General features: G+C 38.6%; 21 protein-coding genes and 1 other annotated feature (1 of these 22 running past the window's edge). Of the genes, 15 read left to right on the forward strand and 6 right to left on the reverse strand.

Going from position 1 to position 26,983, the window contains the following annotated elements; all coding sequences use genetic code 11:
- Positions 1–14: 14 nt before the first annotated feature.
- The 8 genes from PI85_RS00390 (at position 15) to PI85_RS00425 (ending at position 8,833) form a co-directional block, all read left to right on the forward strand.
- The gene (locus tag PI85_RS00390; protein WP_036119650.1) at positions 15–536 is read left to right on the forward strand and encodes a DUF84 family protein; all 522 of its coding nucleotides are present in this window, start codon (positions 15–17) and stop codon (positions 534–536) included.
- Between the two features lie 105 nt (positions 537–641).
- Positions 642–1,160, forward strand: a complete 519-nt coding sequence (locus tag PI85_RS00395) for a hypothetical protein (RefSeq protein ID WP_036119648.1) — start codon at positions 642–644, stop codon at positions 1,158–1,160.
- A gap of 72 nt (positions 1,161–1,232) precedes the next feature.
- Positions 1,233–2,057, forward strand: a complete 825-nt coding sequence (locus PI85_RS00400; RefSeq protein ID WP_036119646.1) for a DUF1444 domain-containing protein — start codon at positions 1,233–1,235, stop codon at positions 2,055–2,057.
- Positions 2,054–2,668: a YtpR family tRNA-binding protein gene (ytpR, locus tag PI85_RS00405; RefSeq protein WP_036119644.1), complete on the forward strand. Its 615-nt coding sequence runs from the start codon at positions 2,054–2,056 to the stop codon at positions 2,666–2,668. Before PI85_RS00400 ends, ytpR begins: the two co-directional genes overlap by 4 nt.
- Before the next feature lie 261 nt (positions 2,669–2,929).
- Positions 2,930–6,055, forward strand: a complete 3,126-nt coding sequence (locus tag PI85_RS00410; protein WP_036119642.1) for a DNA translocase FtsK — start codon at positions 2,930–2,932, stop codon at positions 6,053–6,055.
- A gap of 229 nt (positions 6,056–6,284) precedes the next feature.
- Complete coding sequence (murC, locus tag PI85_RS00415) at positions 6,285–7,598, forward strand: UDP-N-acetylmuramate--L-alanine ligase (protein WP_036119639.1); 1,314 nt, start codon at positions 6,285–6,287, stop codon at positions 7,596–7,598.
- Between the two features lie 108 nt (positions 7,599–7,706).
- Positions 7,707–8,204, forward strand: a complete 498-nt coding sequence (locus PI85_RS00420) for a DUF948 domain-containing protein (protein ID WP_036119636.1) — start codon at positions 7,707–7,709, stop codon at positions 8,202–8,204.
- A 137-nt stretch (positions 8,205–8,341) separates the two neighbouring features.
- On the forward strand, positions 8,342–8,833 hold the full coding sequence (locus PI85_RS00425) for a YtxH domain-containing protein (RefSeq protein ID WP_036119633.1): 492 nt from the start codon (positions 8,342–8,344) through the stop codon (positions 8,831–8,833).
- Positions 8,834–8,886: 53 nt separating this feature from the next.
- On the opposite strand, the gene PI85_RS00430 is transcribed toward PI85_RS00425, so the two are convergent.
- The gene (locus tag PI85_RS00430; RefSeq protein ID WP_036119630.1) at positions 8,887–11,040 is read right to left on the reverse strand and encodes a cell division FtsA domain-containing protein; all 2,154 of its coding nucleotides are present in this window, start codon (positions 11,038–11,040) and stop codon (positions 8,887–8,889) included.
- A 174-nt stretch (positions 11,041–11,214) separates the two neighbouring features.
- Here PI85_RS00430 and PI85_RS00435 point away from each other — a divergent pair, with 174 nt between their 5' ends.
- Positions 11,215–12,300, forward strand: coding sequence for a bifunctional 3-deoxy-7-phosphoheptulonate synthase/chorismate mutase (locus tag PI85_RS00435; protein ID WP_008176746.1), 1,086 nt, complete (start codon positions 11,215–11,217; stop codon positions 12,298–12,300).
- A 174-nt stretch (positions 12,301–12,474) separates the two neighbouring features.
- Positions 12,475–13,479 carry a catabolite control protein A gene (gene ccpA / locus PI85_RS00440; protein WP_008176748.1) on the forward strand — a complete coding sequence of 335 codons (1,005 nt, stop codon included), beginning with the start codon at positions 12,475–12,477 and terminating at the stop codon, positions 13,477–13,479.
- A gap of 119 nt (positions 13,480–13,598) precedes the next feature.
- Here ccpA and PI85_RS00445 read toward each other — a convergent pair whose 3' ends face one another.
- Genes PI85_RS00445 through PI85_RS00455 form a run of 3 tightly spaced genes read right to left on the reverse strand, consistent with a single transcriptional unit; the run spans position 13,599 to position 16,063 of the window.
- Positions 13,599–14,759, reverse strand: a complete 1,161-nt coding sequence (locus PI85_RS00445) for an acetoin utilization protein AcuC (RefSeq protein WP_036119627.1) — start codon at positions 14,757–14,759, stop codon at positions 13,599–13,601.
- The gene (locus PI85_RS00450; RefSeq protein WP_036119624.1) at positions 14,759–15,406 is read right to left on the reverse strand and encodes an acetoin utilization AcuB family protein; all 648 of its coding nucleotides are present in this window, start codon (positions 15,404–15,406) and stop codon (positions 14,759–14,761) included. The genes PI85_RS00445 and PI85_RS00450 overlap by 1 nt, the downstream gene beginning before the upstream one ends.
- A 24-nt stretch (positions 15,407–15,430) precedes the next feature.
- Positions 15,431–16,063: a GNAT family N-acetyltransferase gene (locus PI85_RS00455; protein ID WP_008176754.1), complete on the reverse strand. Its 633-nt coding sequence runs from the start codon at positions 16,061–16,063 to the stop codon at positions 15,431–15,433.
- 335 nt (positions 16,064–16,398) lie between these two features.
- Here PI85_RS00455 and acsA point away from each other — a divergent pair, with 335 nt between their 5' ends.
- The 5 genes from acsA to PI85_RS00480 all read left to right on the forward strand — a co-directional run bounded on the left by acsA (position 16,399) and on the right by PI85_RS00480 (position 22,619).
- Positions 16,399–18,120: an acetate--CoA ligase gene (gene acsA, locus PI85_RS00460; RefSeq protein WP_036127315.1), complete on the forward strand. Its 1,722-nt coding sequence runs from the start codon at positions 16,399–16,401 to the stop codon at positions 18,118–18,120.
- A 234-nt stretch (positions 18,121–18,354) separates the two neighbouring features.
- Positions 18,355–19,389 carry an N-acetyl-gamma-glutamyl-phosphate reductase gene (gene argC, locus PI85_RS00465; protein WP_036119620.1) on the forward strand — a complete coding sequence of 345 codons (1,035 nt, stop codon included), beginning with the start codon at positions 18,355–18,357 and terminating at the stop codon, positions 19,387–19,389.
- Between the two features lie 45 nt (positions 19,390–19,434).
- Entirely contained in the window at positions 19,435–20,667 is a 1,233-nt protein-coding gene (argJ, locus tag PI85_RS00470) for a bifunctional glutamate N-acetyltransferase/amino-acid acetyltransferase ArgJ (protein ID WP_036119617.1), read from the forward strand.
- Positions 20,630–21,415 carry an acetylglutamate kinase gene (gene argB / locus PI85_RS00475; RefSeq protein WP_036119614.1) on the forward strand — a complete coding sequence of 262 codons (786 nt, stop codon included), beginning with the start codon at positions 20,630–20,632 and terminating at the stop codon, positions 21,413–21,415. Before argJ ends, argB begins: the two co-directional genes overlap by 38 nt.
- Positions 21,416–21,488: 73 nt before the next feature.
- Positions 21,489–22,619 (forward strand): acetylornithine transaminase, encoded by a 1,131-nt coding sequence (locus PI85_RS00480; RefSeq protein WP_036119610.1) that lies wholly within the window; start codon positions 21,489–21,491, stop codon positions 22,617–22,619.
- 52 nt (positions 22,620–22,671) lie between these two features.
- Here PI85_RS00480 and PI85_RS00485 read toward each other — a convergent pair whose 3' ends face one another.
- Positions 22,672–23,553 carry an NAD-dependent epimerase/dehydratase family protein gene (locus PI85_RS00485; protein WP_036119607.1) on the reverse strand — a complete coding sequence of 294 codons (882 nt, stop codon included), beginning with the start codon at positions 23,551–23,553 and terminating at the stop codon, positions 22,672–22,674.
- A gap of 111 nt (positions 23,554–23,664) precedes the next feature.
- Positions 23,665–26,739 carry a transglycosylase domain-containing protein gene (locus PI85_RS00490; protein WP_036119604.1) on the reverse strand — a complete coding sequence of 1,025 codons (3,075 nt, stop codon included), beginning with the start codon at positions 26,737–26,739 and terminating at the stop codon, positions 23,665–23,667.
- A gap of 102 nt (positions 26,740–26,841) precedes the next feature.
- Positions 26,842–26,983: a binding site (T-box leader), on the forward strand; it runs 67 nt beyond the window's last position.

Genomic DNA, 26,983 nt, shown 5'->3' on the forward strand with positions numbered 1-26,983 from the left:
AAAGTAGGGGTTTGATGAAAATAGCAATTGGAACAACTAATAAAGCGAAAACTGAAGCAGTTGAAGCTGTAGCTCAAAAATATTTTGAGGATACAACCTTTACCTATGTGAAAGCTGCCTCAGAAGTATCAGAACAGCCTATGTCGAATGAAGAAACGAGATTAGGTGCGATGAACCGCGCGAAAAATGCCATAATAAAAACCGATGCATCACTATCCTTTGGTTTAGAAGGTGGTGTAACTGAAATAGAAGGCGAAATATATGTATGTAATTGGGGTGCACTAACAGTATCCGATGGGACAACATTTACAGCGGCAGGTGCACAAATTATTTTACCAAAAGAAATTGCCCAGGAAATCAGATCTGGTGGAGAGCTTGGTCCACTCATGGAGCAATATACACAGCGCAGGGATATTCGTCAGGGCACTGGAGCAGTAGGGATTTTTACACAAGGTTTAGTAAGCAGACAAATGATGTTTGAGCATATTGTATCATTATTGGTTGGTCAATATTTGTTCACATTTTCTGAAAAATAGTTAAATGGAATTAGTGATGCGCATGCGGAGAGGTTGCATCTTCCTAATAATTTTTTTAAAATAGAAAAAAAGTTAGTTAGTAGTGCAAGAGAAAGGAAGAGAGACATGTCATATAAATGGCTACAATTTATTGGCCTGACGCTGTTACTTCTGATGCTTTCTGGCTGCAATCAATCGATCGATGAGCAAATTGCCAACGGACTTCAAATCACAGAAACGGTTTTTGCAGAAGAGCCTGAAGAACATACCGAGGAAATTGGGAATATTAAATTATACTTACCTTCAACTTTTAAAGTTGAAGATAGTTCAGATGCTTACAATATTGTTATTTCAAAAGGAAAAGAAAGCTATATCCTCTTCATTAACGATAAAGAAGCACAAGATAGTAAACTTTATTATCATCTTTTAAAAGACAATGAAGCTAATAAAATCATTGAGGAGACTACTTATGATAAAGATGGTCGCTTTGGCTTTACAGCCGTACTTAAAACAGATGATGAGAATGAAATGGAGCTCATTGTGAGTAGTGGTGGCGTGAAAATGACCACGATTTCTCCGGCCAAACATATAGAAGATAATTTGCGTGAGATGACGAAAATCGTTCATTCGGTTAAGATGAAGTAAATAAACAAGATTGAACAAGACGGTTCACAAACATGTGAGCCGTTTCATTTTGAAGATAGGATGTGAGAAAATATGAAGCAATTGAAATCAGAGCAGCTTGTAGAGCTATTAAGAAAACGATTAAACGAAGAGAAATACGATTTTCATTTCGATAAAAAACACGATAAATTAAGATTGAATCATAAGACGATTGAAAAAGGTATGGAGCTTTCGTTACCTGGGATTTTAGCAAAATACAATGATAAGCAAGAAGCAGCTATTGATGAGGTTGTGTATACGATTACGCAAACTTTTAATGCGATGGAACAAGAAAAAGAACAGGGTTTCCAAACGGCTACACAAATTTATCCAGTTATTCGTGCAACATCATATCCTCAAGCATCAAAAGAGGGACATGCGTTTATTACAACAGACCATACAGCGGAAACACGCATCTTTTATGCGCTTGATTTAGGCAAAACCTATCGTTTTATCGATGAATCTATGCTGGAAGCTTTACAATTAAGTGTAGAGCAAATTCGTGAAATGGCACGTTTTTCAGTTAAACAATTACCAACCTCTTATAAAAAGGATGAGGTCGCCAATAATATCTTTTATTTTGTTAATATGAATGATGGTTATGATGCAAGCCGAATTTTAAATGAGAGCTTTTTAAAAGAAATACGTACGCAAGTGGAGGGGGATATGACACTATCTGTGCCCCATCAAGATGTGCTAATTATAGGTGATATTCGGAATGAAACAGGGTATGATGTATTAGCACAGATGACGATGCATTTCTTTGCAGTCGGTACAGTACCGATCACGTCATTATCTTTTATTTATGAAGACGGGGAATTAGAACCGATCTTTATTTTAGCAAAAAACAGAGTGAAAAAGGAGCAAGAAAAACAATGAACGTATTTTACAACAAAGAGCATGTAGGAGATGTATTACTAGTTCAACTAGCAACGGAGTCTATCGTTAACACAGTAGTAGAGCGTGCAGGGGATATTGCTATATTAAAAGAAGCTCAAACGGGTGAAATTAAAGCTTTTAATTTATTTAATGCGAGCCAATATGTACAAACAGAAGCAAAAGGATTAGTTGAGGTTACTCCAGAGTTAGTTGAACAATTAGCAGCAGCAATCGAAAAGAACTGTGCTAACATTAGCCTAGATGTTGACTTCTCTCCGAAATTTGTCATAGGTTTTGTAGCAACGAAAGAAAAGCATCCAAATGCTGATAAATTAAGTATCTGTTCAGTAAACGTTGGAGATGAGACTTTACAAATTGTTTGTGGCGCACCTAATGTAGAAGCAGGGCAAAAGGTAGTAGTTGCAAAGATTGGTGCGGTAATGCCTTCAGGAATGCTTATTAAAGAAGGGAATTTAAGAGGTGTAGATTCATTTGGCATGCTTTGTTCAGCACGTGAGCTAGCTATTCCTAATGCTCCATCTGAAAAAGGAATTTTAGTTTTGCCTGAAGATGCTATCGTAGGTAGTGCATTTGAATCACTGAGTAAATAATAAACTCATTTTTTGATAATAAAATTATTAAAATTTAAAAATTTTATTATGATATTATCCAATGTATCAAGGTGAAATTCCCTAAATCGTTATGTTACTAATATGCTAGTAACATAACGATTTTTTTGTGTAGAATGAGCCTCTAAATGCAAGTTTCGCGAGCGTTTTTATGGTATGCTTTTGATATAGACATTGAGCTATTGATTTGAGCAATACTAGACAATGCTATAAATGAAGTGTAAGAGAAATGAGTGAAACGAAGTGAACTGGTTTAAAAAACAAATAAATAAAATTTTAAATAAAGATGAATATGAATACGAGTATGAAGAATTTTATGAGGACTACGGAGAGGAACAAGCAGAACAGTTACATACTCAGCAAGAGGCGCCGATGACTAAGCAAAAAACTTTCCGTTTCCCATTGATTGACGATGATGAGGAAGGCGTTGTATCACAAGCACCACCAAAAGAAATGTTCAATCAGATAGAAAATGATGATTATTATGGGCAAATCGAGGATTTATCCTTACCCAAGCATTTAAATCAACATATCGTTGATTCAAGCGTTTATGATGTAGATGTATCAGGGATTCGAGATTTATTGGCGAATCGTTCAAAACGCACTGGTAGAAAAACAACTGTGAAAAGTCAACCAATCGAACAAGAACAACGTTCAAGAGCGAGTTTAGTTTTTCGAGATGCACAAGATCGTGAAGAGTCAATTATACCTAAGACAACATCTGCGCCAAAAGATAAACCACAGTGGCAAGAACAAAAAGTTCAAAAAGTAGATAGCGATTTTCTTGAAAATCGGAAACGCTTTATCCCAACAGATGTACCTTCACCGGTTTATGGATTTGCGAAACCAAGTCCTATCAATGAATTATTGGATAAAAGAAAAGAAGAACATGAGCTACAAGAAACGGCTAGGACAACCTCTGATATATTGACAATTCATCAGCCATTAAAAGAAGCGACAACAAATGAGGCTAATGAAAATATACTAGAAGAAAAAGAGCCGCCTAGTACTGGTCATCATGTTGAAATTGAACATGAATTCCATGAACCTATTACATTTGATGCTAATGTGTTGGAAGAAGAAAAGGGTATACAGGACAGTGCGCCAACAGATATCGTGGTGCCACCAACCACACCTTTTGCCATGGCATTTGAAGATCAAGTGAAGGAAGCTGCTATGCAAGATCAAACCTTACAGCAGCTTTCTGCAGATCAGTCTGAGATTCATGTGAAAGAATTGATTGTGGAACAAGTTCAAATTGAAAATTCTACCATCCATATTGGAGAGGTAACTGTCGTACAGCCTTCGAGTAATGAAGAGGACTATAAGATGGATATGGAAGAAAAATCATCTGATGTTATGCCAAAGGAAGAAAAAAGTCGTATTCCATTCAATGTCCTCATGTTAAAAACAGATAAAGAAAAATGGCGGATTCAACAGCAAATGAAAATGGCGCAGCCTATTCGTGTGGAAAGTAAACTGGAAGCAGTAGAAGATGTGCTGTTGGATGTGACGGAAGCTAAAGAAGAGGAACAATCCCTGCCTTCGGAGAGCATAGATACAGTTGCTATACATCTAGTTGAACCACAGCTAGAGGAAGAAAGTGATTCACAATCTGCTTTATTCAGTCAAATTCAAGGAGATGTTGAATACAATCGGCACGAAGATGAAAGACAAGATCTCATTACAGAAGCCCAATCAGAAAATCCAGTAGCGATTATTACAATGGCTCCTGTAACAACTATGACTCGTGTATCCTCGAATGAAGAAGCAGAGATTACAAGTATTAGTGATGATGAAGTTGCTGCAACAACAGAGCTAGAATCAGAGATCATTTCAGTAACTGAAGTTCTTCCTAAAATTATAGAGAATTCTCCAGTAAAACCTATGGAAAATCTAGAACAGGTTTTAGAAGCTGAACAGGAGCTACCAGTTGAGGAAAAAGCAATACCTGTGCACGTTTATCAAAAGCCAACTGACGAATATTTAGAGCTACCTGAGGAAAAAACACAGGATACAGATTGGATGGAGCAGCAAGGGGATACATTGGTGGAAGCACTTTCTTATTTCCAGGTTTCTGCCCAAATTGAATCGATTATGCAGGGACCTGCAGTTACTCAATTCGAAATTACTGTGAGTCATGGTACGAAGGTAAGCAAAATCAGAAATTTAGCAGATGATTTAAAGCTTGCTTTAGCAGCAAAGGATATTCGTATTCAAGCACCGATCCCTGGGAAAAGTTCGATTGGTATTGAGATTCCAAACCGAGTATCAAGAGCTGTACGATTATCAGAAGTGACGAATAGTGCATCCTTCCTTGAATCAGATTCGCCGTTAGAGGCAGCATTAGGTCTTGATCTAACAGGTAAGCCTGTGACACTAGATTTACGAAAAATGCCTCATGGTTTAATTGCTGGTGCGACAGGCTCAGGTAAATCCGTTTGTATCAATTCTATTTTGGTTAGTTTATTATATAAAGCTGCACCACATGAGTTAAAACTAATGTTGATTGATCCTAAAATGGTGGAACTGGCACCATTTAACCATATCCCACACTTAGTTAGCCCTGTGATCACAGATGTGAAGGCTGCAACGGCAGCTCTTAAATGGGCAGTGGAGGAAATGGAACGTCGATATCAACTGTTTGCGCATGCAGGGGCAAGGGATATTACGCGCTATAATGCAATAGCAGATAAAAATAATGAACATAGTTTAAAATTGCCATATATTTTAATTGTTATTGATGAGTTAGCCGATTTAATGATGATGTCTCCAGCAGATGTAGAGGAGGCAATTTGCCGTATTGCTCAAAAGGCACGTGCATGTGGAATCCATTTAATAGTTGCAACACAAAGACCATCTGTAGACGTTATAACAGGATTAATTAAATCCAATATTCCTACACGTATTGCCTTTGCAGTATCTTCACAAATTGATTCTCGTACAATTTTGGATGGGCAGGGGGCAGAAAGGTTACTTGGACGAGGCGATATGCTATATTTAGGTAACGGTATGTCAGCGCCAGTACGTCTCCAAGGTACATTTGTTACAGATGATGAAATTGAAGCGATCATCGAGCATGTTCGTGAACAAGGAGAGCCTGATTATATTTTTGATCAAGAGGAGCTATTGAAGAAAACAGAGGTATCCGCAGAACAGGATGATTTGTTTGAAGATGTTTGCCGTTTTGTTTTTGAACAAGGTGGAGCTTCTACTTCATTGATTCAACGAAAATATCATATTGGCTATAATCGTGCTGCTCGTTTAATTGATATGTTGGAATCACATGGCTTTATCTCAGAGGCAAGGGGTAGTAAGCCGCGTGAAAGTTTCATTACGGAAGAAGATTTAATTACTATGTTTGAATAAGAATTGCCTTGTTTTCGTCTACATTATCTAATTTACGTCAAAATTAGTTTTTTTAGAAAAGTTACACATCTATCCTTATGCATAAAAAGTGCTATAATAGACAAGATGTGTTGAATAGTACGTATTTTTTAATACTTGTGAAGGTATTAATACCTAATCAATCGTGAAATAATACGTTACACCTAATAGATGATAGATGGGATATTGAAATTCCCGGGGGGTTTAATTAATGACAGTTTTTCATTTCACAGGCATTAAAGGTTCTGGCATGAGTTCACTTGCACAAATCTTATTTGATGCTGGTGAACAAGTACAGGGCTCAGATGTCGATAAATATTTCTTCACGGAGCAGCCGTTACGTGAACGTAATATTCCAATTTTTACATTTAATGCAGATAATATTAAAGAAGGCATGACTGTAATTGCAGGTAATGCTTTTCCTGATGATCATCCAGAATTAATTCGTGCCCGAGAAATCGGCGTAGAGATTATTCGTTACCATAAATTTTTAGGAGAATATATTGGTAACTATATATCCATTGCCATAACAGGTGCACACGGTAAAACTTCAACTACAGGTTTAATGGCACATGTGGTAGGTGGTTATAAACCAACATCGTATTTAATTGGTGATGGTACTGGTGCTGGTCATTCGAATGCTGACTTCTTTGTGATGGAAGCGTGTGAATACCGCCGACACTTTTTAGCATATAATCCTGACTATGCAGTGATGACAAATATTGATTTTGATCACCCAGACTACTTTGCCAATATAGATGATGTCTATTCTGCTTTTCAATCATTAGCTTTACAAGTAAAGAAAGCTATTATTGCATGTGGCGATGATGAACAGCTTCAACGTATCCAAGCAAAAGTTCCGGTTGTTTATTATGGATTTGGATCTGAGAATGATTTCGAGGCTCGTAATGTTGAAAAAACGACAGAAGGTACAAAATTCGATGTTTTTGTTCGTAATGAATTTTATAGCACTTTCTTCATTCCATTATTTGGGGATCACGCCATTTTAAATACATTAGCGGTCATTACTCTATGCGAATATGAAGGAATTTCACCGGATATTATTCAGGATCGTTTGTACACGTATAAAGGTGTAAAAAGACGTTTTACTGAAACAGATATAGGGGATAATGTATTAATAGATGACTATGCCCACCATCCAACGGAAATTCGTGCTACCATTCAATCAGCGCGACAAAAGTTCCCAGATCGTGAACTAGTTGCTATATTCCAACCACATACATTTACACGTACACAAGCTTTTTTACAAGATTTCGCAGATAGTCTAAGCCTTGCAGATACAGCCTATTTATGTGATATTTTTGGCTCTGCAAGAGAAACGCAAGGCGCACTTTCTATTCAAGATTTGGCGTCATTAATCGAGGGCAGTGCAGTGATTACCACTGAAGGAATTGATATACTAACAAAACATCAAGGCGCAGTATTCTTATTTATGGGTGCTGGAGATGTTCATAAATTCCAAGATGCTTTTGAAGCCGTGCTTAAAAACGATGAAACAGCTTAGTCCGTAGGGGTTAAGCTGTTTTTTTAAAATTTGAGCAGGAATTCCGTTTTTTTTGTCGAAGATAGGGAAAGTAATAGTAAAGAGAATTTACTAGCAGGAGGTCAACTTATGGAAGTGATTTTGTATATTGCAGCCATTATCGCTGCAATCGGGTTTTTAATTTTATGTGTGAGTGTAGGAATGACATTATTCTCGCTCAAGTCCATCTTAAGCAGTTTATCTGGTACTTTATCAGGTATTGAAGGCCAAATGGAAGGGGTCACACGAGAAACAACTTCTTTATTATCCAAAACAAATAGCTTAGCAGAGGATATTCAACATAAATCTGAACAGTTAAATTCAGTGGTTCAAGCTGTTAAAGGTATTGGTGAGTCTGTTAATGGTTTAAATAATTCTGTACAGCAAATTACTTCTTCTGTTTCTAAAAGTGTAGAACAAAATGAGGAAAAAATTGCGCAAGTTGTACAGTGGAGCAATGTTGCAATGGGCATTGCTGATAAATGGAAAAAGCGCAAAATCATAGAGCAAGAAACTGTATCTGAGGATGTGTATGGCTTTGAAACGGTTCAAGTAGAAAAGCCGAAAAGAAAATGGGGTCGTAAATAGTAAAAATTATTCAGTAAGTACATGATACGGTCTGAATAAAAATAAAGTCTTGGACATAAGTTGAACATGCATCTGTAAAAAGTAGATGGACAACCTGTCTAGACAAATTTGATAATATGATGGGGAGGAATTGTTGCATGACAACTCAAAAGCCAAATTTTAATGAAGTAAAGGAAAAACAGCTTGAAAGTTCATTGCCTCAGCTTTATCATTCGCAAGATTCGATTTATGAAGAGGAGCGTGTAAACATGAAAGATTTTGTGATTGGCGCATTAGTAGGTGGAATTGTAGGTGCTGCAGCAGGTCTACTGTTGGCTCCAAAATCAGGAAAAGATTTACGTAGTGAAGTGGCTGTACAAGCAGTTCATTTAAAAGATAAGAGTGCAGACTTCTCGACAACTGCAAAAGATAAAACAGTTCAACTTTCTAAACAAATTCAAGAACAATCTACACAATTAGTGGAGAAAGTAAAAACTTTAAAAACAGCAAAGGCTCCTACAGTTTTTGATGATGGAACGGTTTCCTTTGAGGGTGAAGAACCACTTGAGGATTTTATTCCTAACGAAGAAGTAAAAGCAGAAGAGAAAAAAGACGAAACAAAAGACTCAAATGAAGAAGTACGTGCATAATGCATAACGAAAAGGGATACGTTACATGATCATCGTGTAACGTATCCCTTTTTTTATACGATAGGGGTTTCAGCTAATAGTATTTCAAGTCGATCGCCACCGAAAATCTCCATATCAAAACTTGCAGGCTGGCCGTTTCTTAAAATCGTAAAATTTCCTTTGAATGTGCTTGGGAGTTGCCAATTAGAAAAGCGAAATACATCTTGATAAATCCAACGACTGCGATCCTTCTCTGTAAATAATACAGTGGCTCCATTGGGCACAGTTGAAAGAGGAGCTACTATCATTTGATTGACCAGTGCTTCATGTACTGTTTTGGAAAGCTCCACTACTTCATTTTGGAAATGAATGATGATTTTATCTTCCAGTAAAAGATTCATTTGGTCTGCAATGCGCTGAACAGTTGGCAATGATTGCTGCTGAAAGTTAATCATGTCACCATCTTGCACAGCATAGCTCAATTTAGTAGTTTTCCCATTAATCGTTAATTGGGAAGAAAACTCAGGTAAAAATAAAGGCTGTCCATCGACATGTATTGTATAAGACTCAAATTGCTTCAATAAATGCCAGTTGTTTGTGACTTTAAAAATTTCCTCAATGGTTTCAGCTATCTCAAAAACGACACTATCACGATCATTCAAAACTGTATCCAGCGATGCGGGTGAGTGATTGACTGAAATTTTCGGCTCAATGACATATTTTGTATTTTGAATAGTTATGGTCTTGATTGCAGCATGATCAATAAGATCTCTCACCGTTACTGTCGCTGGCTGTCCATCTTGTCCCTCCACTAGCTGAATGGCATCGCCTGTTTTAATTAGTGTTTTCGTTGATGCTTGTTGTCCGTTGACTAATATTTCAGCTGGCTGTCCATGACCACCAGGAATGAAGATATCTTGTCCGTTAACACTAATAGATAAGCCGTGGCCAGGTTTTCCATACAATTGTTTAGCGCGGATATTAGCCGCTAAAAAAGCATCTGCAACTGTCATTTCTTTTAGCTCAAAAAGACGAACCACCTGATTATTTACCGTTAAACTCATATATTGGATAGGCATTTTTTTCGCTGCTATGGCAATACCGATTGGCGTAACTAACTCTGGCGATGCTTTGATATGCTCTTCTTTTGTCAGGTTTTGAATAGCATCAATGCCTCGAACAGCTATACGGTTTGCTGGTAAATCAAGGACTAGTCCAAGTTCTGTTGTTAAGTTAGGTGTTAAGCTACCTCCGCCAACAAGCATAACAGCCTTTGGAGCCACACGGTTATTGAGTCGTAAAATTTCTTCTCCAATGGACTTTGCAAGCTGCTTGACAGCAGGTTCAATTGCTAATAAAACTTCAGCTTTTGGGTAATACTGATCAAAACCAAGAATATCTTGAATTAATATTTCTTCTGCCGTTTGAAGCTGACGTTTCGCTATTTCAGCAACAGGAAAGTCTAGTAAATAATGATCACTTAAAGCCTCTGTTATTTCATCGCCTGCTGTTGGAACCATACCATAGGCTACAACAGTACTTTTATCGGTAATGGCAATATCAGAAGTACCCGCGCCTATATCGACAAGAGCCACATTTAAACGACGCATCGTGGAAGGGATAAGGACATTAATAGCTGCAATAGGTTCTAATGTCAAAGCTTCCATTTCTAAATCAGCTCGTTTTAAAGCGGCAATTAGTGATTCGACTACAACCCGAGGTAGGAACGTAGCGATGACTTCGATTTGTGCCTCGTCTCCTTGTTGATCTAAGAGGCTGCCAATTTCTTCACCATCCAAGCGATAGTAGAGGACTGAGTAGCCTACGCAGTAATAGTGGCTTATTTTGGCATCTTCTTTATGTTGTAAAAGTTGCTGTTGGGCTTGTTGAACTGCTTGGAGCTCTAAGCGACTTATATCTTCTTCTGTAAAAATAGGACGATTACGTATATTGATCGTCACGCTAGCTTGTTCAGTTTTCAAGGATCGGCCCGCTGCTGCAACACTTACTTTCGTCAGGGGACCGTGTTTCTCTTCAAGTTCATATTTTATTGTATTAATTAAATCTGCCACATACATGACATTATGTATTTGACCATCCACCATGGCACGTTCTTTATGCTCTTTCACTACAATATCTTCTACATGATAATGGTCATTTTCTTCTTGAAGAATAATTCCGACCACTGAGCGTGTACCAATATCAAGTGCAAATAATTTAGAACTCAATGTAATCGCTTCCTTTCGCGTTATATCTCAATTTTAATTTAGCGAGTTGAAGCGCTAAATTAAAAATGCGTGACATTCTGAACAACATTGATTATAATATTGCTATTATCTAAAAATGTAACATACATTTCAGAGTTCTGAAAGTGTCTGTCATGAGGAGAGGAGCAAGAAAGCATGAGCCAAAAAGATTTAGAAAGCTTACGTAGTCAAATCGACGGATTAAACTTAGAAATTCTTCGTCTTATTAACGAACGTGCAGCTGTAGTTGATGAAATCGGTAAAATTAAAGAAAAACAAGGTGTAAATCGCTATGACCCACTGCGTGAAAGACACATGCTTGATCTTATTAAAGAACACAACCAAGGTCCATTAAACCAAATGACGGTAGATTATATATTTAAACAAATCTTTAAAACAGCTTTAAAACAACTTGAAGCTGATAAGAAGAAAGAATTACTTGTATCTCGTAAGAAGAAATCCGAAGATACAGTCATTAATATTAATGGTGAATTAATTGGACAAGGGAAGCCATCTTTCGTATTTGGTCCTTGTGCAGTTGAATCTTATGAGCAAGTAGCTGCAGTAGCGGCTTCTATTAAGGCAAAAGGTGAAAAGCTAATCCGTGGTGGTGCTTATAAGCCACGTACTTCTCCATACGACTTCCAAGGTCTTGGATTAGAAGGCTTAAAAATCTTAAAACGTGTGTCTGAGGAATATGGTTTAGGCGTTATTACTGAAATTGTGACGCCAGGTCATTTAGAGGAAGCATTAGATTATATTGATGTGATTCAAATCGGTGCACGAAATATGCAAAACTTTGAATTATTAAAAGCAGCAGGTGCAACTAATAAACCTGTCCTACTAAAACGAGGCTTAGCTGCAACGATTGATGAGTTCATCCATGCAGCGGAATACATTATGTCTAAAGGAAATGAAAATATCATCCTTTGTGAGCGTGGTATTCGTACTTATGAAAAAGCAACTCGTAATACATTAGATATTTCTGCCGTACCAGTGTTAAAACAAGAAACGCATTTGCCAGTATTCGTAGATGTTACACACTCAACAGGACGTCGTGATTTATTGTTACCATGTGCCAAAGCAGCCATTGCAATCGGTGCTGATGGTGTTATGGCAGAAGTGCATCCAGATCCATCTGTAGCACTTTCTGATTCACAACAACAAATGGACATCCCAACATTCGACGCATTCTATGAAACACTACAAAAATTCATGAAAAATCATGAAATCCATGCTTAATTGTTAACAGCTAACACCGCTTGCTTACTTTGGCAGGCGGTGTTTGTTATATCGTGACAAAATAATGTCTAGAATAGGACTATTAGTACTTGGTTTTTACGTAGTTCTTCTTGAAAATAATATGAAAATTATCGTATGATAAGGCTATAATAGGAAAAAAGGGAGGCACGTACGATGACTGTTACAATTTATGATGTTGCAAGAGAAGCAAATGTTTCTATGGCAACGGTCTCTCGTGTAGTCAATGGTAATCAAAACGTAAAACCAGCAACACGAAAAAAAGTACTAGAAGTAATTGAACGATTAGAATACCGTCCAAACGCAGTAGCGCGTGGATTAGCAAGTAAGAAAACAACAACAGTTGGCGTGATTATCCCAGATATTGCAAACAATGTTTATGCAGAGCTGGCTCGTGGTGTAGAGGATATAGCCACAATGTACCGTTATAATATTATTTTAGCCAACTCAGATCAACATGAAGATAAAGAGTTACAGTTACTTGATACTATGCTTGGCAAACAAGTAGATGGTATTGTGATGATGAGTGATGAAGTAACAGAAAAGATGCAACAAACAATGGATCATTCACCGGTCCCAATTGTATTAGCAGGCTCTGTAGATGAATCGCAAACAATAGCTACTGTTAATATTGACTATTTCCAAGCGGCTTATGAAGCGATATCTTTACTGATTCAAAATGGTCATACACGCATTGGTTTCGTAACGGGCCCACTTTCGTATACAATTAACGGAAAATTCAAGCTAGCAGCCTATAAGAAAGCATTACAGGATGCTGGCTTGCCAATAGATGAAGCATTAATTGCTGCTGAAGAATCTAGCTATGACATGGGCTTAGAAGCTTGGGAGATTTTATCAGCGCTTGAACAACCACCTACAGCCTATTTTGCGGGCAGTGATGAATTGGCAATTGGTTTAATTCATGGTGCACAAGACGCCGGTAAAAATGTTCCAGAGGATATCGAAGTGATTAGCTTTGAGAATTCTAAGCTAGCACGAATGGTTCGTCCACAACTAACAAGTGTTGCATTACCACTGTACGACATTGGTGCTGTTGCTATGCGCCTACTTACTAAATTGATGAGTAAGGAACCGGTCGAGGATGAGGCGGTAATTTTACCCCATCGTATTGAACATCGACAATCCGTCAAAAGTAAATAACATATAGGAACACGTAAATCTTATCGAGGATTTGCGTGTTTTTTATTTAAAATGGAGCGCAGGGGGATGTAGCTTTAAACCAATGAAAAAAACCCCACGAAAAATCGTGAGGAAAGGTGTTAATCTCGTTTTTCATTGCGAATAAGGTGTAATGCTTTTGCTAACATTTGAGCATTTTTTTCTTCTATTTCTGTCTTACGTGGAATGGGCTCATATAAAGGATTCGGGTCCTCCCAAGTTGGAATAAAAGGAACGGGAGCTTCAGATTGCCATCGGTCAAGCCATGCCTGTGGAAGAGGTCCTGTTGGTAACGCCTGGTCAGTCATTTCTAACCAGAGCATGGACCAAGCACGTGGAACAACTCGCCATATATCATAGCCACCTCCACCCACCGCAATCCACTTACCATCGCAATATTCATGGGCTAATTGGTGTGCGAGCTTTGGAATTTCACGATATATATTCATAGTGCCATGAAGATGTGTCAAAGGATCAAAATAATGGGCATCTGCTCCATTTTGTGTGAGCACAACATCTGGCTTGAAATATTCGAAAACCTCTCGCATAGATCGTTCATAGATTTCTAGGAAACTTTCATCCTCTGTAAAAGCATCCATAGGGAAATTAAAGGATGTACCATACCCTTGTCCGTTGCCTCGCTCAGTAATATTGCCTGTTCCAGGAAATAAGTAGCGCCCTGTTTCGTGAATAGACAATGTACAAACATTCGGGTCCTCATAAAAGCTCCATTGTACACCGTCTCCATGATGTGCGTCTGTATCGACATATAGTACACGGGCATTATATTTTTCCTGTAAGTATCGAATCGCAACCGTACTATCATTGTAAATACAAAATCCTGATGCGCGACCACGAAAACCGTGGTGTAGCCCTCCTCCAAGATTGAGGGCATGCTCAGCTTTACCTTCCATTACATAATCAACGGCCGTTAACGTTCCACCGACTAATTGGGCACTTGCTTCATGCATATTTTCAAAAATCGGTGTGTCTTCTGTGCCGATACCATAGCTTTCACATTGGGCTACCGATAGTTCTCCATGTCCTGCCCTCTTCACGATATCAATATACTTAGGATCATGGGCAAGCAGTAGCTCCTCTTCTGTTGCAACACGTGCTGGAATAATATCTACATCATCGAGTGCATCTATATTTTTTAGTAAATCCATCGTTAGCGTCAAGCGTTTATGATTAAAAGGATGTGTATCTGAAAATTTATATCCGAGTTGTTCTTGCGAGTAAACGAATACAGCCTTTTTCATTATAACGAAACACCTGGTAAATTAGGCCATAGCACATCAAAGCCTTCTTTGCGAAGGTCGTTAATCATAGCTAAAGGATTCAGTGTTTTTACTCGGACACTTAAAATTTTATTTTGCGTATTTTCAGAATCAGGATACACTAAGACGCTTTGGACATTGGCATGATGATGATGAAATATCTTTGTTATTTCAAATAAAACACCTGGCGTGTCAGCTACTCGAATTTCAATTTTTGAGCCAGGTTCCGTAGCACCGGTTAGCTCTATATATGTATAGAGTAAATCCGTTGTAGTAACTATTCCTACTAATTTTTCTCCAGAGACAATAGGTAAACAACCTACTTTAGATTCATAGAAGGTAAGAGCGACCTCTTCAACAAAATCAAGTGGATGACCAACAAGCGGATCCTTAACCATTATTTCTTCTACTTTTGCTTGAAAAACAGGAGAATTAGGTTCATCTTGTAAAGATGATGGCAAAACTTCTTTAATGTCCCGTTCTGTAATCACCCCTAGAACGTGACGTTCCTCATCTATAACTGGTAAATGGCGAACTTTTTTGTCACGCATTAGCTTTAGTGCCTCCAACACGGTATTGGTAGGAGCTAATGTGTAAGGTTCCTCATTCATAATTTCTTCTACGATCATATACGTATCCCCTTTGCATTGGTTTTAATACATGAAACGATTTCTAAAACGAAGCCTATCGAATCTTTCAATTGTTTCAGGAGGCACGCGTTTACCTTCGCGCGCCATTAAACAATTTGCTGGGTGTGATGTAATTTCTGGATCATCCGTAGCAAAATATTCGAATCCAACAGAGCTCATCATCTTCTCCATCATTTTGCGATAGTCCCAAACATTTAAGCCAGTCCCCTTTAAATCCCAATGCCAATAATATTCGGTAGTTATCACCAGATAATCCTCCATTTCATCACCCATAAATGAAACGGCTAGTAATGCTTTTCCTGAACCGGTTCCCCGATAGTCGGGAATCACTTCAATGGCACCTAATTCAATCATGTCATCAATTCGGTCCTCTGCCCACCGTTCAAGTGGATCAGGATAGAGATAGGTCACATAGCCTACAACGATATCTTCGTTTCGAATAATAACGATACGCCCTTCAGGAAGCCCTGCAATTTCAATAATAGCTTGTTGTTGCTGTTTTGGAGGTCTAAAGGCAACCAAGCCCTCATGGAAAGAATATGTAGCTAATTTTTCTGGAGGAACAGGTCCTTCCACATACACAGTACCATGCTTAGTTTCCCTTTTGACAGAAAAAAAAGTTTTTTTATGTTCCATAATGCCACCACCTGAGTTTAATAATTCCATTATAGCTGATTTCATGCGTAAAAACGCTTATTTTTGCAAAATATACCTGTATTTTTGGAAAAGTGAAAATATTAAGACAATCTCCTTAAATTCGTGTAAAATATAATATATTGCTTCTGTTATTTAACAGATAAAAGTAGTTTAATTAATAATTCTATCATTTGCAATGTGAAAAACTGTTATATAACAAAAGCTCACCTATCTTTTACTTGGAACGTAAATTTATTATTTCAGCAGAGGGGATTACTGAAAATAGTAAATGAACAATTTCAAGTGAAAGCAAAGAAAGGGGTAGTTTCATGGGGATGAAATTGAAAGAGAAGTTAACGGCTTTTGCTGGTCAGCACCATTTAATGAATTATGAAGAAGTGGCAAAGTCTCATAATTGGGCTGATACGGAAAAAGCATTTAGCTGGTACAAAACAGGTTTAGTGAATATGGCGTATGAGGCAATTGATCGCCATACAGAAACACATCGTAAAAATAAAGTTGCCCTTTATTTTAATGATGGTAAACGTAAAGAGGCGTATTCATTTAATGAAATGAAAAGGTTAACAAACAAGGCTGCCAACGTTCTTAAAACATCTACTAATCTACAAAAAGGTGATCGTTTATTTATTTTTATGCCACGATCTCCTGAACTTTATTTTTCATTATTAGGTGCGCTGAAGATGGGGGTTATTGTTGGACCATTATTTGAAGCATTTATGGAAGGCGCTGTGTATGATCGGCTAGCAGATAGTGAGGCGAAAGTATTAGTTACTACACCGGCATTACTTGAACGCGTACCTATCGCTAAATTACCGCAACTCGAGCATATCTTTTTAATAGGGGAAAATATTGAAGAAACATCCCAAATTGTAGACTTTAATCAACGATTGAAAGAAGCTTCAGCTCAGTTTGATATGGAATGGGTAGATCGAGAAGATGGGATGATTCTTCACTATACCTCTGGATCAACTGGTGCTCCAAAAGGAGTGCTGCATGTTCATAATGCAATGCTTCAACAATACCAATCTACGCAATGGGTTCTTGATTTACGTGAGGATGATATTTATTGGTGTACTGCTGATCCAGGATGGGTGACAGGGACAGCCTATGGTATTTTTGGTCCTTGGTTAAATGGGGTGACAATGGTGATTGTTGGAGGAAGATTTTCACCGCAAGCATGGTATCAAGCCATTGAAGATTATAGTGTTACGGTATGGTATAGTGCACCGACTGCATTCCGGATGCTGATGGGGGCAGGAAGTGGCTTGCTTGAAAGCTATGACCTATCATCTTTACGTCATGTGCTATCTGTCGGTGAACCATTGAACCCCGAAGTGATTCGTTGGGGAGTAGAAGAATTAGGTCACCGAATCCATGATACATGGTGGATGACAGAAACAGGAGCGCATATGATTTGTAATTACCCTTCTATGGATATTAAGCCAGGATCAATGGGAAAACCACTTCCAGGTATTCATGCGACGATTGTAGATGATGCTGGTAACGAAGTACCGCCATTTACAATGGGGAATTTAGCTATTAAACGGGGTTGGCCAGCTATGATGCGTCAAATTTGGGGCAATCCAGAACGCTATGAATCTTATTTCTTAAAAGGGAAATGGTATGTATCTGGAGATTCTGCCTATATGGATGATGACGGATACTTCTGGTTCCAAGGTCGAGTGGATGATGTCATTATGACGGCTGGAGAGCGTGTGGGACCTTTCGAAGTGGAAAGCAAGCTATTGGAGCATCCAGATATTGTTGAAGCAGGAGTCATTGGAAAACCGGATCCAGTACGAGGGGAAATCATAAAGGCCTTTGTATCCTTACGAGAGGGTGTTGAACCTTCAGATCAATTAATTGGGGATATAAGAGATTTTGTTAAAAAAGGCTTATCGGCTCATGCTGCACCACGTGAAATTGAATTTAAGGAAAAACTACCAAAAACACGCAGTGGTAAGATTATGCGTCGTGTGCTGAAGGCGTGGGAGTTAAATTTACCTACGGGTGACTTATCGACGATGGAAGACTGATAAAGTAAAAGACATCAATTGATATTTATACATTATATGCATAAAAAGAAGGCAAGGGTTCATTCAATCGTTGAAAGGATTCTTGCCTTCTTTTTTCTGCATTTACAATACTGAAGACGTGTTTTAAAGAGAAGTCATGTTGTACGGAAAAAATACATAAATAAATAAAAATTCAGTTGACTTAATATTTATGCAGACGTATACTGTTTTTAACTTATTTTAGAGGTGAGTGCATTGAAAGTAGGAATTGTTGGAGCAACAGGTTATGGTGGGCTAGAGCTTATTCGGTTTTTACATAATCATCCGGCTGTAGAGCAGCTAGCATTATTTACTTCTTCCGAAGAGGGAGTGCTTTTTTCTTCTAAATTTGGTCATCTTATGACGATTGTTGATAGGCCTTTACAAAAAATAGAGGAAGATACTTTAGCGGAATTTGATGTAGTTTTTACAAGTACACCATCTGGTGTAACGAGTAAGTTACTACCATCATTGGTGAACACAGGCCCGAAATTAATAGATTTATCTGGTGATTTCCGGTTGAAAAATCTTGCAAGCTATGAAGCGTGGTATGGCAAAAAAGCAGCGCCATTTAATACGGTTCAGCAAAGTGTTTATGGTTTAACGGAATGGAATTCAGAGCATATACGGCAAGCTACTCTTATTGCTAACCCAGGTTGTTACCCAACAGCGGTGTTGTTATCATTACTACCGCTAGTGAAAGAACGCTTAATTGATCCGAGTTTTTTAGTGATTGATGCGAAAAGTGGCATCTCAGGAGCTGGCAATAAGCCGTCACAAACAACTCATTTTAGCGAGACGAATGAAAACTTTTCTATCTATAAAGTAAATACACATCAACATATACCAGAAATAGAACAAGCTTTATCTATGTTTGCTCATATAGAAACAAATATTACTTTCAATACTCACTTAGTACCTATGACACGAGGGATTTTAGCAACATCCTATGCGCCTGTAACGCCAGGAGTTACAGAGGCTCAGTTGGTTGCTTGCTTGCAGGAGACTTATGAAAAGCATCCTTTTGTTCGAATTGTTACGGATGCTACTAGCTTAGGGACTAATCGTGTTAAGGGATCCAATTATTGCGATATTTTGTTGAAAGTAGATGCTCGTACAAATCGTGCCACGATTGTTAGTGTGATTGACAATCTAGTCAAAGGGGCTGCAGGGCAAGCTATTCAAAATATGAATGTACAATTTGACTTACCACAAACGACAGGACTGGATGTCGTACCGTTCTTTATTTAACACATCCCATGTTTAGTTTGATGAAAAAATAAGGAGGAATTATGGATGACTGTTACTACTTCTATAAATGTAATGAAAAAGTTATCAAGTAAAAATATCGTTTCACCAAAAGGGTTTAAGGCAGCTGGGTTACATTGTGGTTTAAAACATAAGAAGAAAGATTTAGCGATTTTAGTAAGCGAGGTACCAGCTAGTGTTGCAGGTGTTTTTACAACAAATGCTGTGCAGGCAGCCCCATTAAAAGTAACAAAGGAAGTTGTTTACACAACAAGAAAAATGCAGGCAATAATCGTGAATTCGGGTAATGCGAATGCTTGTACAGGGAAGCAGGGCGTGAAGGATGCCCAAATCATGCAGGCGCAAGCGGCTGAAAAATTAGGGATTGCTCCTGAATTGGTTGGAGTTTGTTCAACGGGTGTCATTGGCGAAATGATGAAGTTGGAGCCAGTAATAAACGGTGTTCAACAGCTAGAACCGAAGGACAATTTAGAAAGTGCCATTGACTTTGCACAGGCGATTTTAACGACAGATACAGTTATGAAAAACACAAGCTATAGTACAACGGTAGATGGTAAGGAAGTCATTATCGCTGGTGTTGCGAAGGGTTCAGGCATGATTGAACCAAATATGGCAACAATGTTGGGCTTTATTACGACAGATGCCCAAATAGAATCTGATGTATTACAAAGTGCATTATCCGATATTACCAACCTCACATTTAATGCCATTACAGTAGATGGGGATACATCTACAAACGACACTGTTGTTGTATTGGCGAACGGTATCGCTGGAAATCAGACGTTAACACCTGAGCATCCAGATTGGTTAAATTTCTATTACACATTGAAAACAGTAGCAGAAGATTTAGCAAAAATGATTGCTAAGGATGGGGAAGGGGCAACCAAGCTTATTGAAGTAGAAGTTGTTGGCGCAATTTCAGATGAAGAGGCACGTAAGATTGCGAAGACCGTCGTAGGTTCACCACTTGTAAAGACTGCTGTTTTTGGCTGTGATGCGAACTGGGGACGAATTATTGCAGCAGTAGGGTATAGTGGTGCCACTGTAGATCCAGATAAAATTACGATTCAAATCGGTGGCGCTACAATGGTAGAAAACGGCGAACCAATCCCTTTCTCGGAGGATGAATTAATACAAATTTTAAAAATGCATGAAGTGAAAATATATGTGTCCCTTGGTATGGGTGAAGGTAAGGGGCATGCTTGGGGATGTGACTTAACCTATGACTACGTCCAAATCAACGCATCATACCGCTCGTAAACGAATGGTAATCAAGCTCGGAGGTAGTACACTAGAGGGCTTAAATAAAGACTTTTTTATTAATTTTAAAAAGCTACAAGATAGCGGTGTGGAGCTTATTATTACTCATGGCGGTGGCCCAGCTATTAATCGTGAATTAGCTGCTCGAGGCATAGAATCGCATACATTAAATGGTATACGTGTGACAAATGAGGCAGCTATGAATGTTGTCCAATCAACTTTGATTGGGCAGGTTAACCCTGCTTTAGTTCATGAATTAACTAGTGCTGGCATTGAGGCCATTGGGCTAAACGGTTTTGATGGTCAATTAATGGTGGCGGATTATTTGGATAAAGACGTGTATGGTTTTGTTGGAGCAGTAAAAGCCATCAATACAGCCTTACTTGAAGCTTTATTGACAGTGGGAATTATACCCGTTATTGCTTGTGTTGGAGCAAGTGAAGCAGGTCTGGCTTTAAACATTAATGGTGATACAGTCGCAAGTGAAATGGCATTAGCCTTAGGGGCAGATAGCTTATTACTTGTTACAGATGTAAGCGGTATTCGAATTTACGATGAATATCAAACAATGGCAACACCCTCTCTCATTCATCAATGGATAGAACAAGGGCATCTTTATGGGGGAATGATTCCAAAAGTACAAGGTGCTATCGATTGTTTACGTGCAGGTATACCTTCCGTGCAAATTGTTGGAGAGACATTGATGGGCACTACGATTGTCACTTCCGACAAACTTCATGCTACCTAGTGTTCTAATAAGATCGTATTAAAAGTATAGATGTTGAAAGAAGACCATTTCAAATAAAAGCGGAGATGATAATATGAGTGCTTTATTCGGGAACTACGGTAAACGTCGTGCACAAATTGTCAAAGGGCAGGGCACCATTGTAGAGGATTCTACAGGAAAACAATATTTAGATTTTACTAGTGGTATTGCAGTAGCGAGTCTGGGGCATGCCCATCCTGCCATCGTGCAGGCACTGCAAGAGCAAAGTGAAAAGCTGTGGCATATATCGAATCTTTTTGATATCCCTGGCCAGGAAACGGTGGCTCAAAAATTAATCGCTCATACGCATTTGGCACATGCTTTTTTCTGTAATAGTGGAGCGGAGGCAAATGAAGCGGCCATTAAGTTAGCGCGTAAACATACAGGGAAAAATCACATTATTACTTTCGAAAAATCATTCCATGGTCGCACATTCGGAGCAATGTCTGCAACAGGTCAAGGCAAAATACATAACGGCTTTGGACCACTCGTTGAAAAATTTACGATATTGCCATTCAATAATGCTGCCGCACTAGAAGCTACTATTGATGACTCAGTAGCAGCCATTATGCTGGAGATGATTCAAGGAGAAGGTGGTGTTAACTGTGTATCGTTAGAATTCGCTGCCGCGATTGCGAAAGCATGTGATGACAAGGGAATATTACTTATTATTGATGAAGTACAAACAGGAATAGGAAGAACAGGAACACGCTATGCCTTTGAGCAAACTGTGTTAAAGCCCCATATTGTGACATTAGCGAAAGGCCTAGGTGGTGGCTTCCCAGTAGGGGCAATGCTAGGAACTGCCGAGCTTTATGCAACCTTTAGTCCAGGTGCACACGGCACTACATTTGGTGGCAACCCTCTTGCGATGAATGTAGCTCAAGCTGTCTTAAGCCATGTTTTTGAGCCGGCATTTTTACAGCAAGTACAAGATCAGTCAGCGTATTTTGCAGCACAATTAAAAGCGCATTTACCTTCTAACTATACCGTTCAGGGTCAGGGCTTAATGCTTGGAATTGGCTGTGGCGAAACAGAAGTAGCGGATTATATCGCAGCGGCAGAGGAGAAGGGTCTCTTGTTAGTGGGGGCAGGTCCGAATGTTATTCGTTTATTGCCACCTTTAACGGTAACGAAGGAAGAGATAGATGAAGCCGTCGCTATTTTAAAGACTATATTATATTAATATACAGACAAAGAATCTGCTGCGTATTTGGCAGACTCTTTGTTTTTCTTTTTTATTGAAGTTGTTTTACTAAAGTTTTAACTAAATTTGGCAACCAATCACGAAGTTGAGTAAATGTAAATCCTGCTTTCTCTGCTTTCGCATTCGTCATATACCAATCAGCTGGTACACCATATGGTGATTGTGATTCTTCATCGCCACCAACAAGAGAAATTTTTGCGCGCTTTCCACTCTCTTCTTCAATCAATGCAAGAAGTTCCTTCAATGAAATGGCACCAGAAGCCGTAGCATTGTACGGTCCTTCTATAGGCGTAACGCCTACAAAATATAAAAATTCAGCAGCTTCCTCATCTGTAATATAGCTCATCTGTGCATCGATATTTGGTAATGAGATTGGCTGATCATGTAAAATACGTTCAACATGAAAATGCAAGCGACGTGTGTAATCATGTTCGCCCATAACAATTGGGAAACGTACGGCAACAACAGGGAATGAAGCTTCTTTAAACAACACTGCCTCAGCCTGTCGTTTTCCTTCTCCATAGGAAAATTCTTCTCGATCCCCCATAAGAATTTGATAATGGTAAGGATCGAAATCTTCTTCCTTTTTCATCTTGCCATCTACTTCGTAGGTTGAAAGAGTAGACGTAAAGACAAGTTTTTTCGTTTTCCCTTTTAAAAGCTCACAAATAGTATGTGCCTCGTTAGGAGAGTAGCAAATATTATCATAAACAATATCCCATGTTGTATGGGCGAGAGCATTTTCTAGTGCGTCATGGTTATCCCGATCAACTATTAATTGTTTGACAGCTGTCCCAAAAGGATTGCCGCTTTGACCCCGTGTTAAAATCGTTACATCATGTCCATTCTCAATGCAAAGTTCCACTAATTTTTTTCCAAAAAAACGTGTGCCACCTAAAACTAATATGTTCATATTTTCCCTCTCCTTCAAAATAGTAGTCTTCTTAATAATGACAAAAAAATAGACTTACTACAAATCAAAAGTGAATTGTAGTAAGTCTGTTTGATACTGAAACGAAATTGTTTATCGGCTTGACGTTTCTGGGGGAGTAGTATTGCTGTTGTCTCCTCCGTTTGAGCCATCTTCCGGTTGGCCTGATTCGTTACCACCAGATCCATTGCCATTGTTGGAGCCGTTGCCGTTACCACCGTTACCGTTGCCGTTGTTAGAGCCGTTACCATTGCCGCCAGACCCATTGCCGTTGTTGGAGCCGTTGCCATTGCCACCAGATCCATTGCCGTTTCCTGATCCATTTCCATTGTTTGAACCGTTCCCATTATTACCAGACCCATTGCCATTTGTAGGCGGTGTTGTCGGTGGAATTGTCTCTTGACCATTATCCTCTGGGTCAGGTTCATCATCACTACCACCAGTAGAGGCTACATTAGAATGTGGTGATGCTAAGCCTGTAATATCTACAGCCACTACAACATAGGCTTGTCCACTAGCAACCGTAATACTTTGTGTAGATTCAAGAACGGACGTTACTAATGTGTTGCCTCCATTTGTAACATTATAAATTCGATAACCAACTACATCGTTTGATGACTCCGTCCAAGATAAAGTTGAGCCATTTACGGATGCCGTTACCGCTGCAGGTGCACTTCCATCTGCAGGGAAATCAACTGCTGAAACAGATGAATTTGATAAAGTTGAATTCTTTGGTAATAAACTTGCTGGATTACCGCCAAGACGGCCTAACATGCGTTTAATGAACGCTTGATTAATACCTGCGCCACCTGATTTAACAAATTCTGCTGGTGTACTTGGTAATGCGTTATAAGTTTTTCCTTTAATCGTTACAACACTTGAAGCAGCTAAACTATCATCTGGTTGTGTAGGTAAAAATACTTTCGCATTAAATAAGTCTGAACGGACTAAACCTGCGTCTGCACAGGCTGCAGAAGGTGCCATCCCAGAAATACCACAGAACGAAGCGGTCACCACATTTTTAGGTGCCTTAAAGCTTGTTGGTGGATCAATAAACTCAGGAGCCACATCGTAAACGGAATTCATTAAAGTACCCCATAGTTTATTGACACGAACACTTGGCTGTTGGTACGTATTATTAAATGCGTACAATGTACGAGGTTGGTCATAACCCATCCAAACACCTAGAGATACATTTGGATTATAACCAACTAACCAAACATCTTTATACTCTTGAGAAGTCCCTGTTTTTGCAGCAAAATCTGAAGAGAATTTTAATGTGTTACGTGCAAGAGTTCCTGTTCCTTTTGTTAACACGTCACGTAGCATATCCGTCACAATATAGGACGTTTCTGGACTAAATACTTGAACGGGCTCTACTTCATGTTTGTAAATAATATTTCCTTCTTGATCTTCAATTCGATCAATCATATAAGCATCAACGAATTGACCACCATTTGCAAAAGTAGCAAAGGCATTCGTATTCTCTTCTACAGTAGTCCCCTCACTTAAAGCACCGATACCAGTTGCTAGGTTAGTGAAATCATCGGGGTGTAATTTTGTGAATCCCATTTTTACTAATAAATCAGCAGGACGTTTGTTAATAATATCATTGTATAAACGTAACGCTGATATGTTTTGAGAATCTGCTAAAGCCTCGCGTGCTGGAATAAGTCCTCGTTCATCACTAGTAATATAGTTACTTGGGCTCCATGAACCGATTGAGAATTTTACGTCAACGAGTGGGCTACCTGCACCAATTACCCCGTACTCAATAGCAGGAGCGTAAACAAGTAATGGTTTCATCGTAGAACCATTTGAACGATAAGCTTGTGTTGCGTGGTTAACTTGAGTTGTATTAAAATCTCGACCACCTACAAAACTTAAAATTCGACCCGTCGTATTTTCCATTAAAATACTACCCACTTGTACGGGCATTTCGATATCAATTTCTTCACCAGTTACAGGATCCTTCCCTTTACCAGTATACGTATGGCCATAATATTGGAAGTCCTTAGCAGCTTTTTGCATGGCATCATACATATCTTTGTTAATGGTTGAATAAATACGATAACCTTTTGAGCGAACATCACGATCTGCTAAGATTTTATATTTATCTTTTAATTTCTTTTCTGTTTTTAATCGCTCTGGGTCAATACCGTCATCTTCTGCGAGTTTTTCTGCAATAATATCTTTTGCGCGACTCTCAAGCTCATATGTAAGCCATGGATAACGATCCTCCGCTCGCATTTCTGGACCACGGAAGTCAGCAGCAATATCATAATTAAGTGTTTCTTTATATTGTGCATCGTCAATATAACCAGCTTCTTTCATACGATAAAGAACTGTTTTCATACGATCAATACCTGGTTTTAAAGCTTCCTCACTTTTCAGTTCACCCGTATTTGTAAACGGTGTGTAAGCAAATGGCGCCTGAGGAATACCAGCTATGTAAGCTGCTTGCGCTAGTGATAAATCTTTAGCTTTCACACCAAAGATCCCTTCCGCGGCTGTTTCTACACCTGCAATATTGCGCCCTGAAGAGTTACGACCGTATGGAATAATATTTAAATAAGCCTCTAATATTTCTTCTTTTGTCATAAAATGCTCTAAACGCATAGCAAGTAAAATTTCTTTTGCTTTACGTTCATAGGAAACTTCATTGGTTAATACTTGGTTTTTTATAAGTTGTTGCGTTAGGGTAGAGCCACCTGTCTGTGTAGCAGAATTCGTAACATCTTGTAATAAGCCTCGTATAACCGCTTTTGGTACAATTCCGTTATGTTCACGGAAATATTCATCTTCTGTTGCTAGTACAGCATTAAGAACATCTGGTGCAACATTTTTAAGTGAAGTTTCACGGCGATCTAAATCTGTCCGTAATTTTCCAATATAAATATCGTTGGCAAAATAAATCTCACTTGTTTCTTCATAGCTAAAAATTTGATCTCGCAATTCTTCTTTTGAGCGTAAGGGCTCTTCTTTTACAAGAGAAGCGAAATAACCAGCTCCTACTGAACCGACAAATACAGTGCCAACCAATGCAAAGACTAAAAATAGTAAAAATAAGTTCCAGGTAACGCTACCTGAAATACGTAATTTCTTCATCCATTTTTGTTCAATTAATGTATCGATCTTTGCATTGATTTTTTCAATCCAATCTTTCAATGTATCGACCTCCTAAAATCTTGTTTATTATAGCACATATTGTTTTAGCTCGAACATAGTTATTGACTTTGAAATAGATTCGTTTAGAATAATGGTTATAGTTTTCTAGTGATGAAGAGTTTGGAGTAGTTTCTATATTCCCTGTTTAGAGAGCCAGTGGTTGGTGAAAACTGGTCATAATGTAGAGATGAATTACGTGCTTGGAGCTTAGACGTGCGCGCCTGCGATAAAGGCGATTGAATGA

The organism is Lysinibacillus sp. A1, assembly GCF_000801965.1.
GTDB classification, from domain to species: domain Bacteria; phylum Bacillota; class Bacilli; order Bacillales_A; family Planococcaceae; genus Lysinibacillus; species Lysinibacillus fusiformis.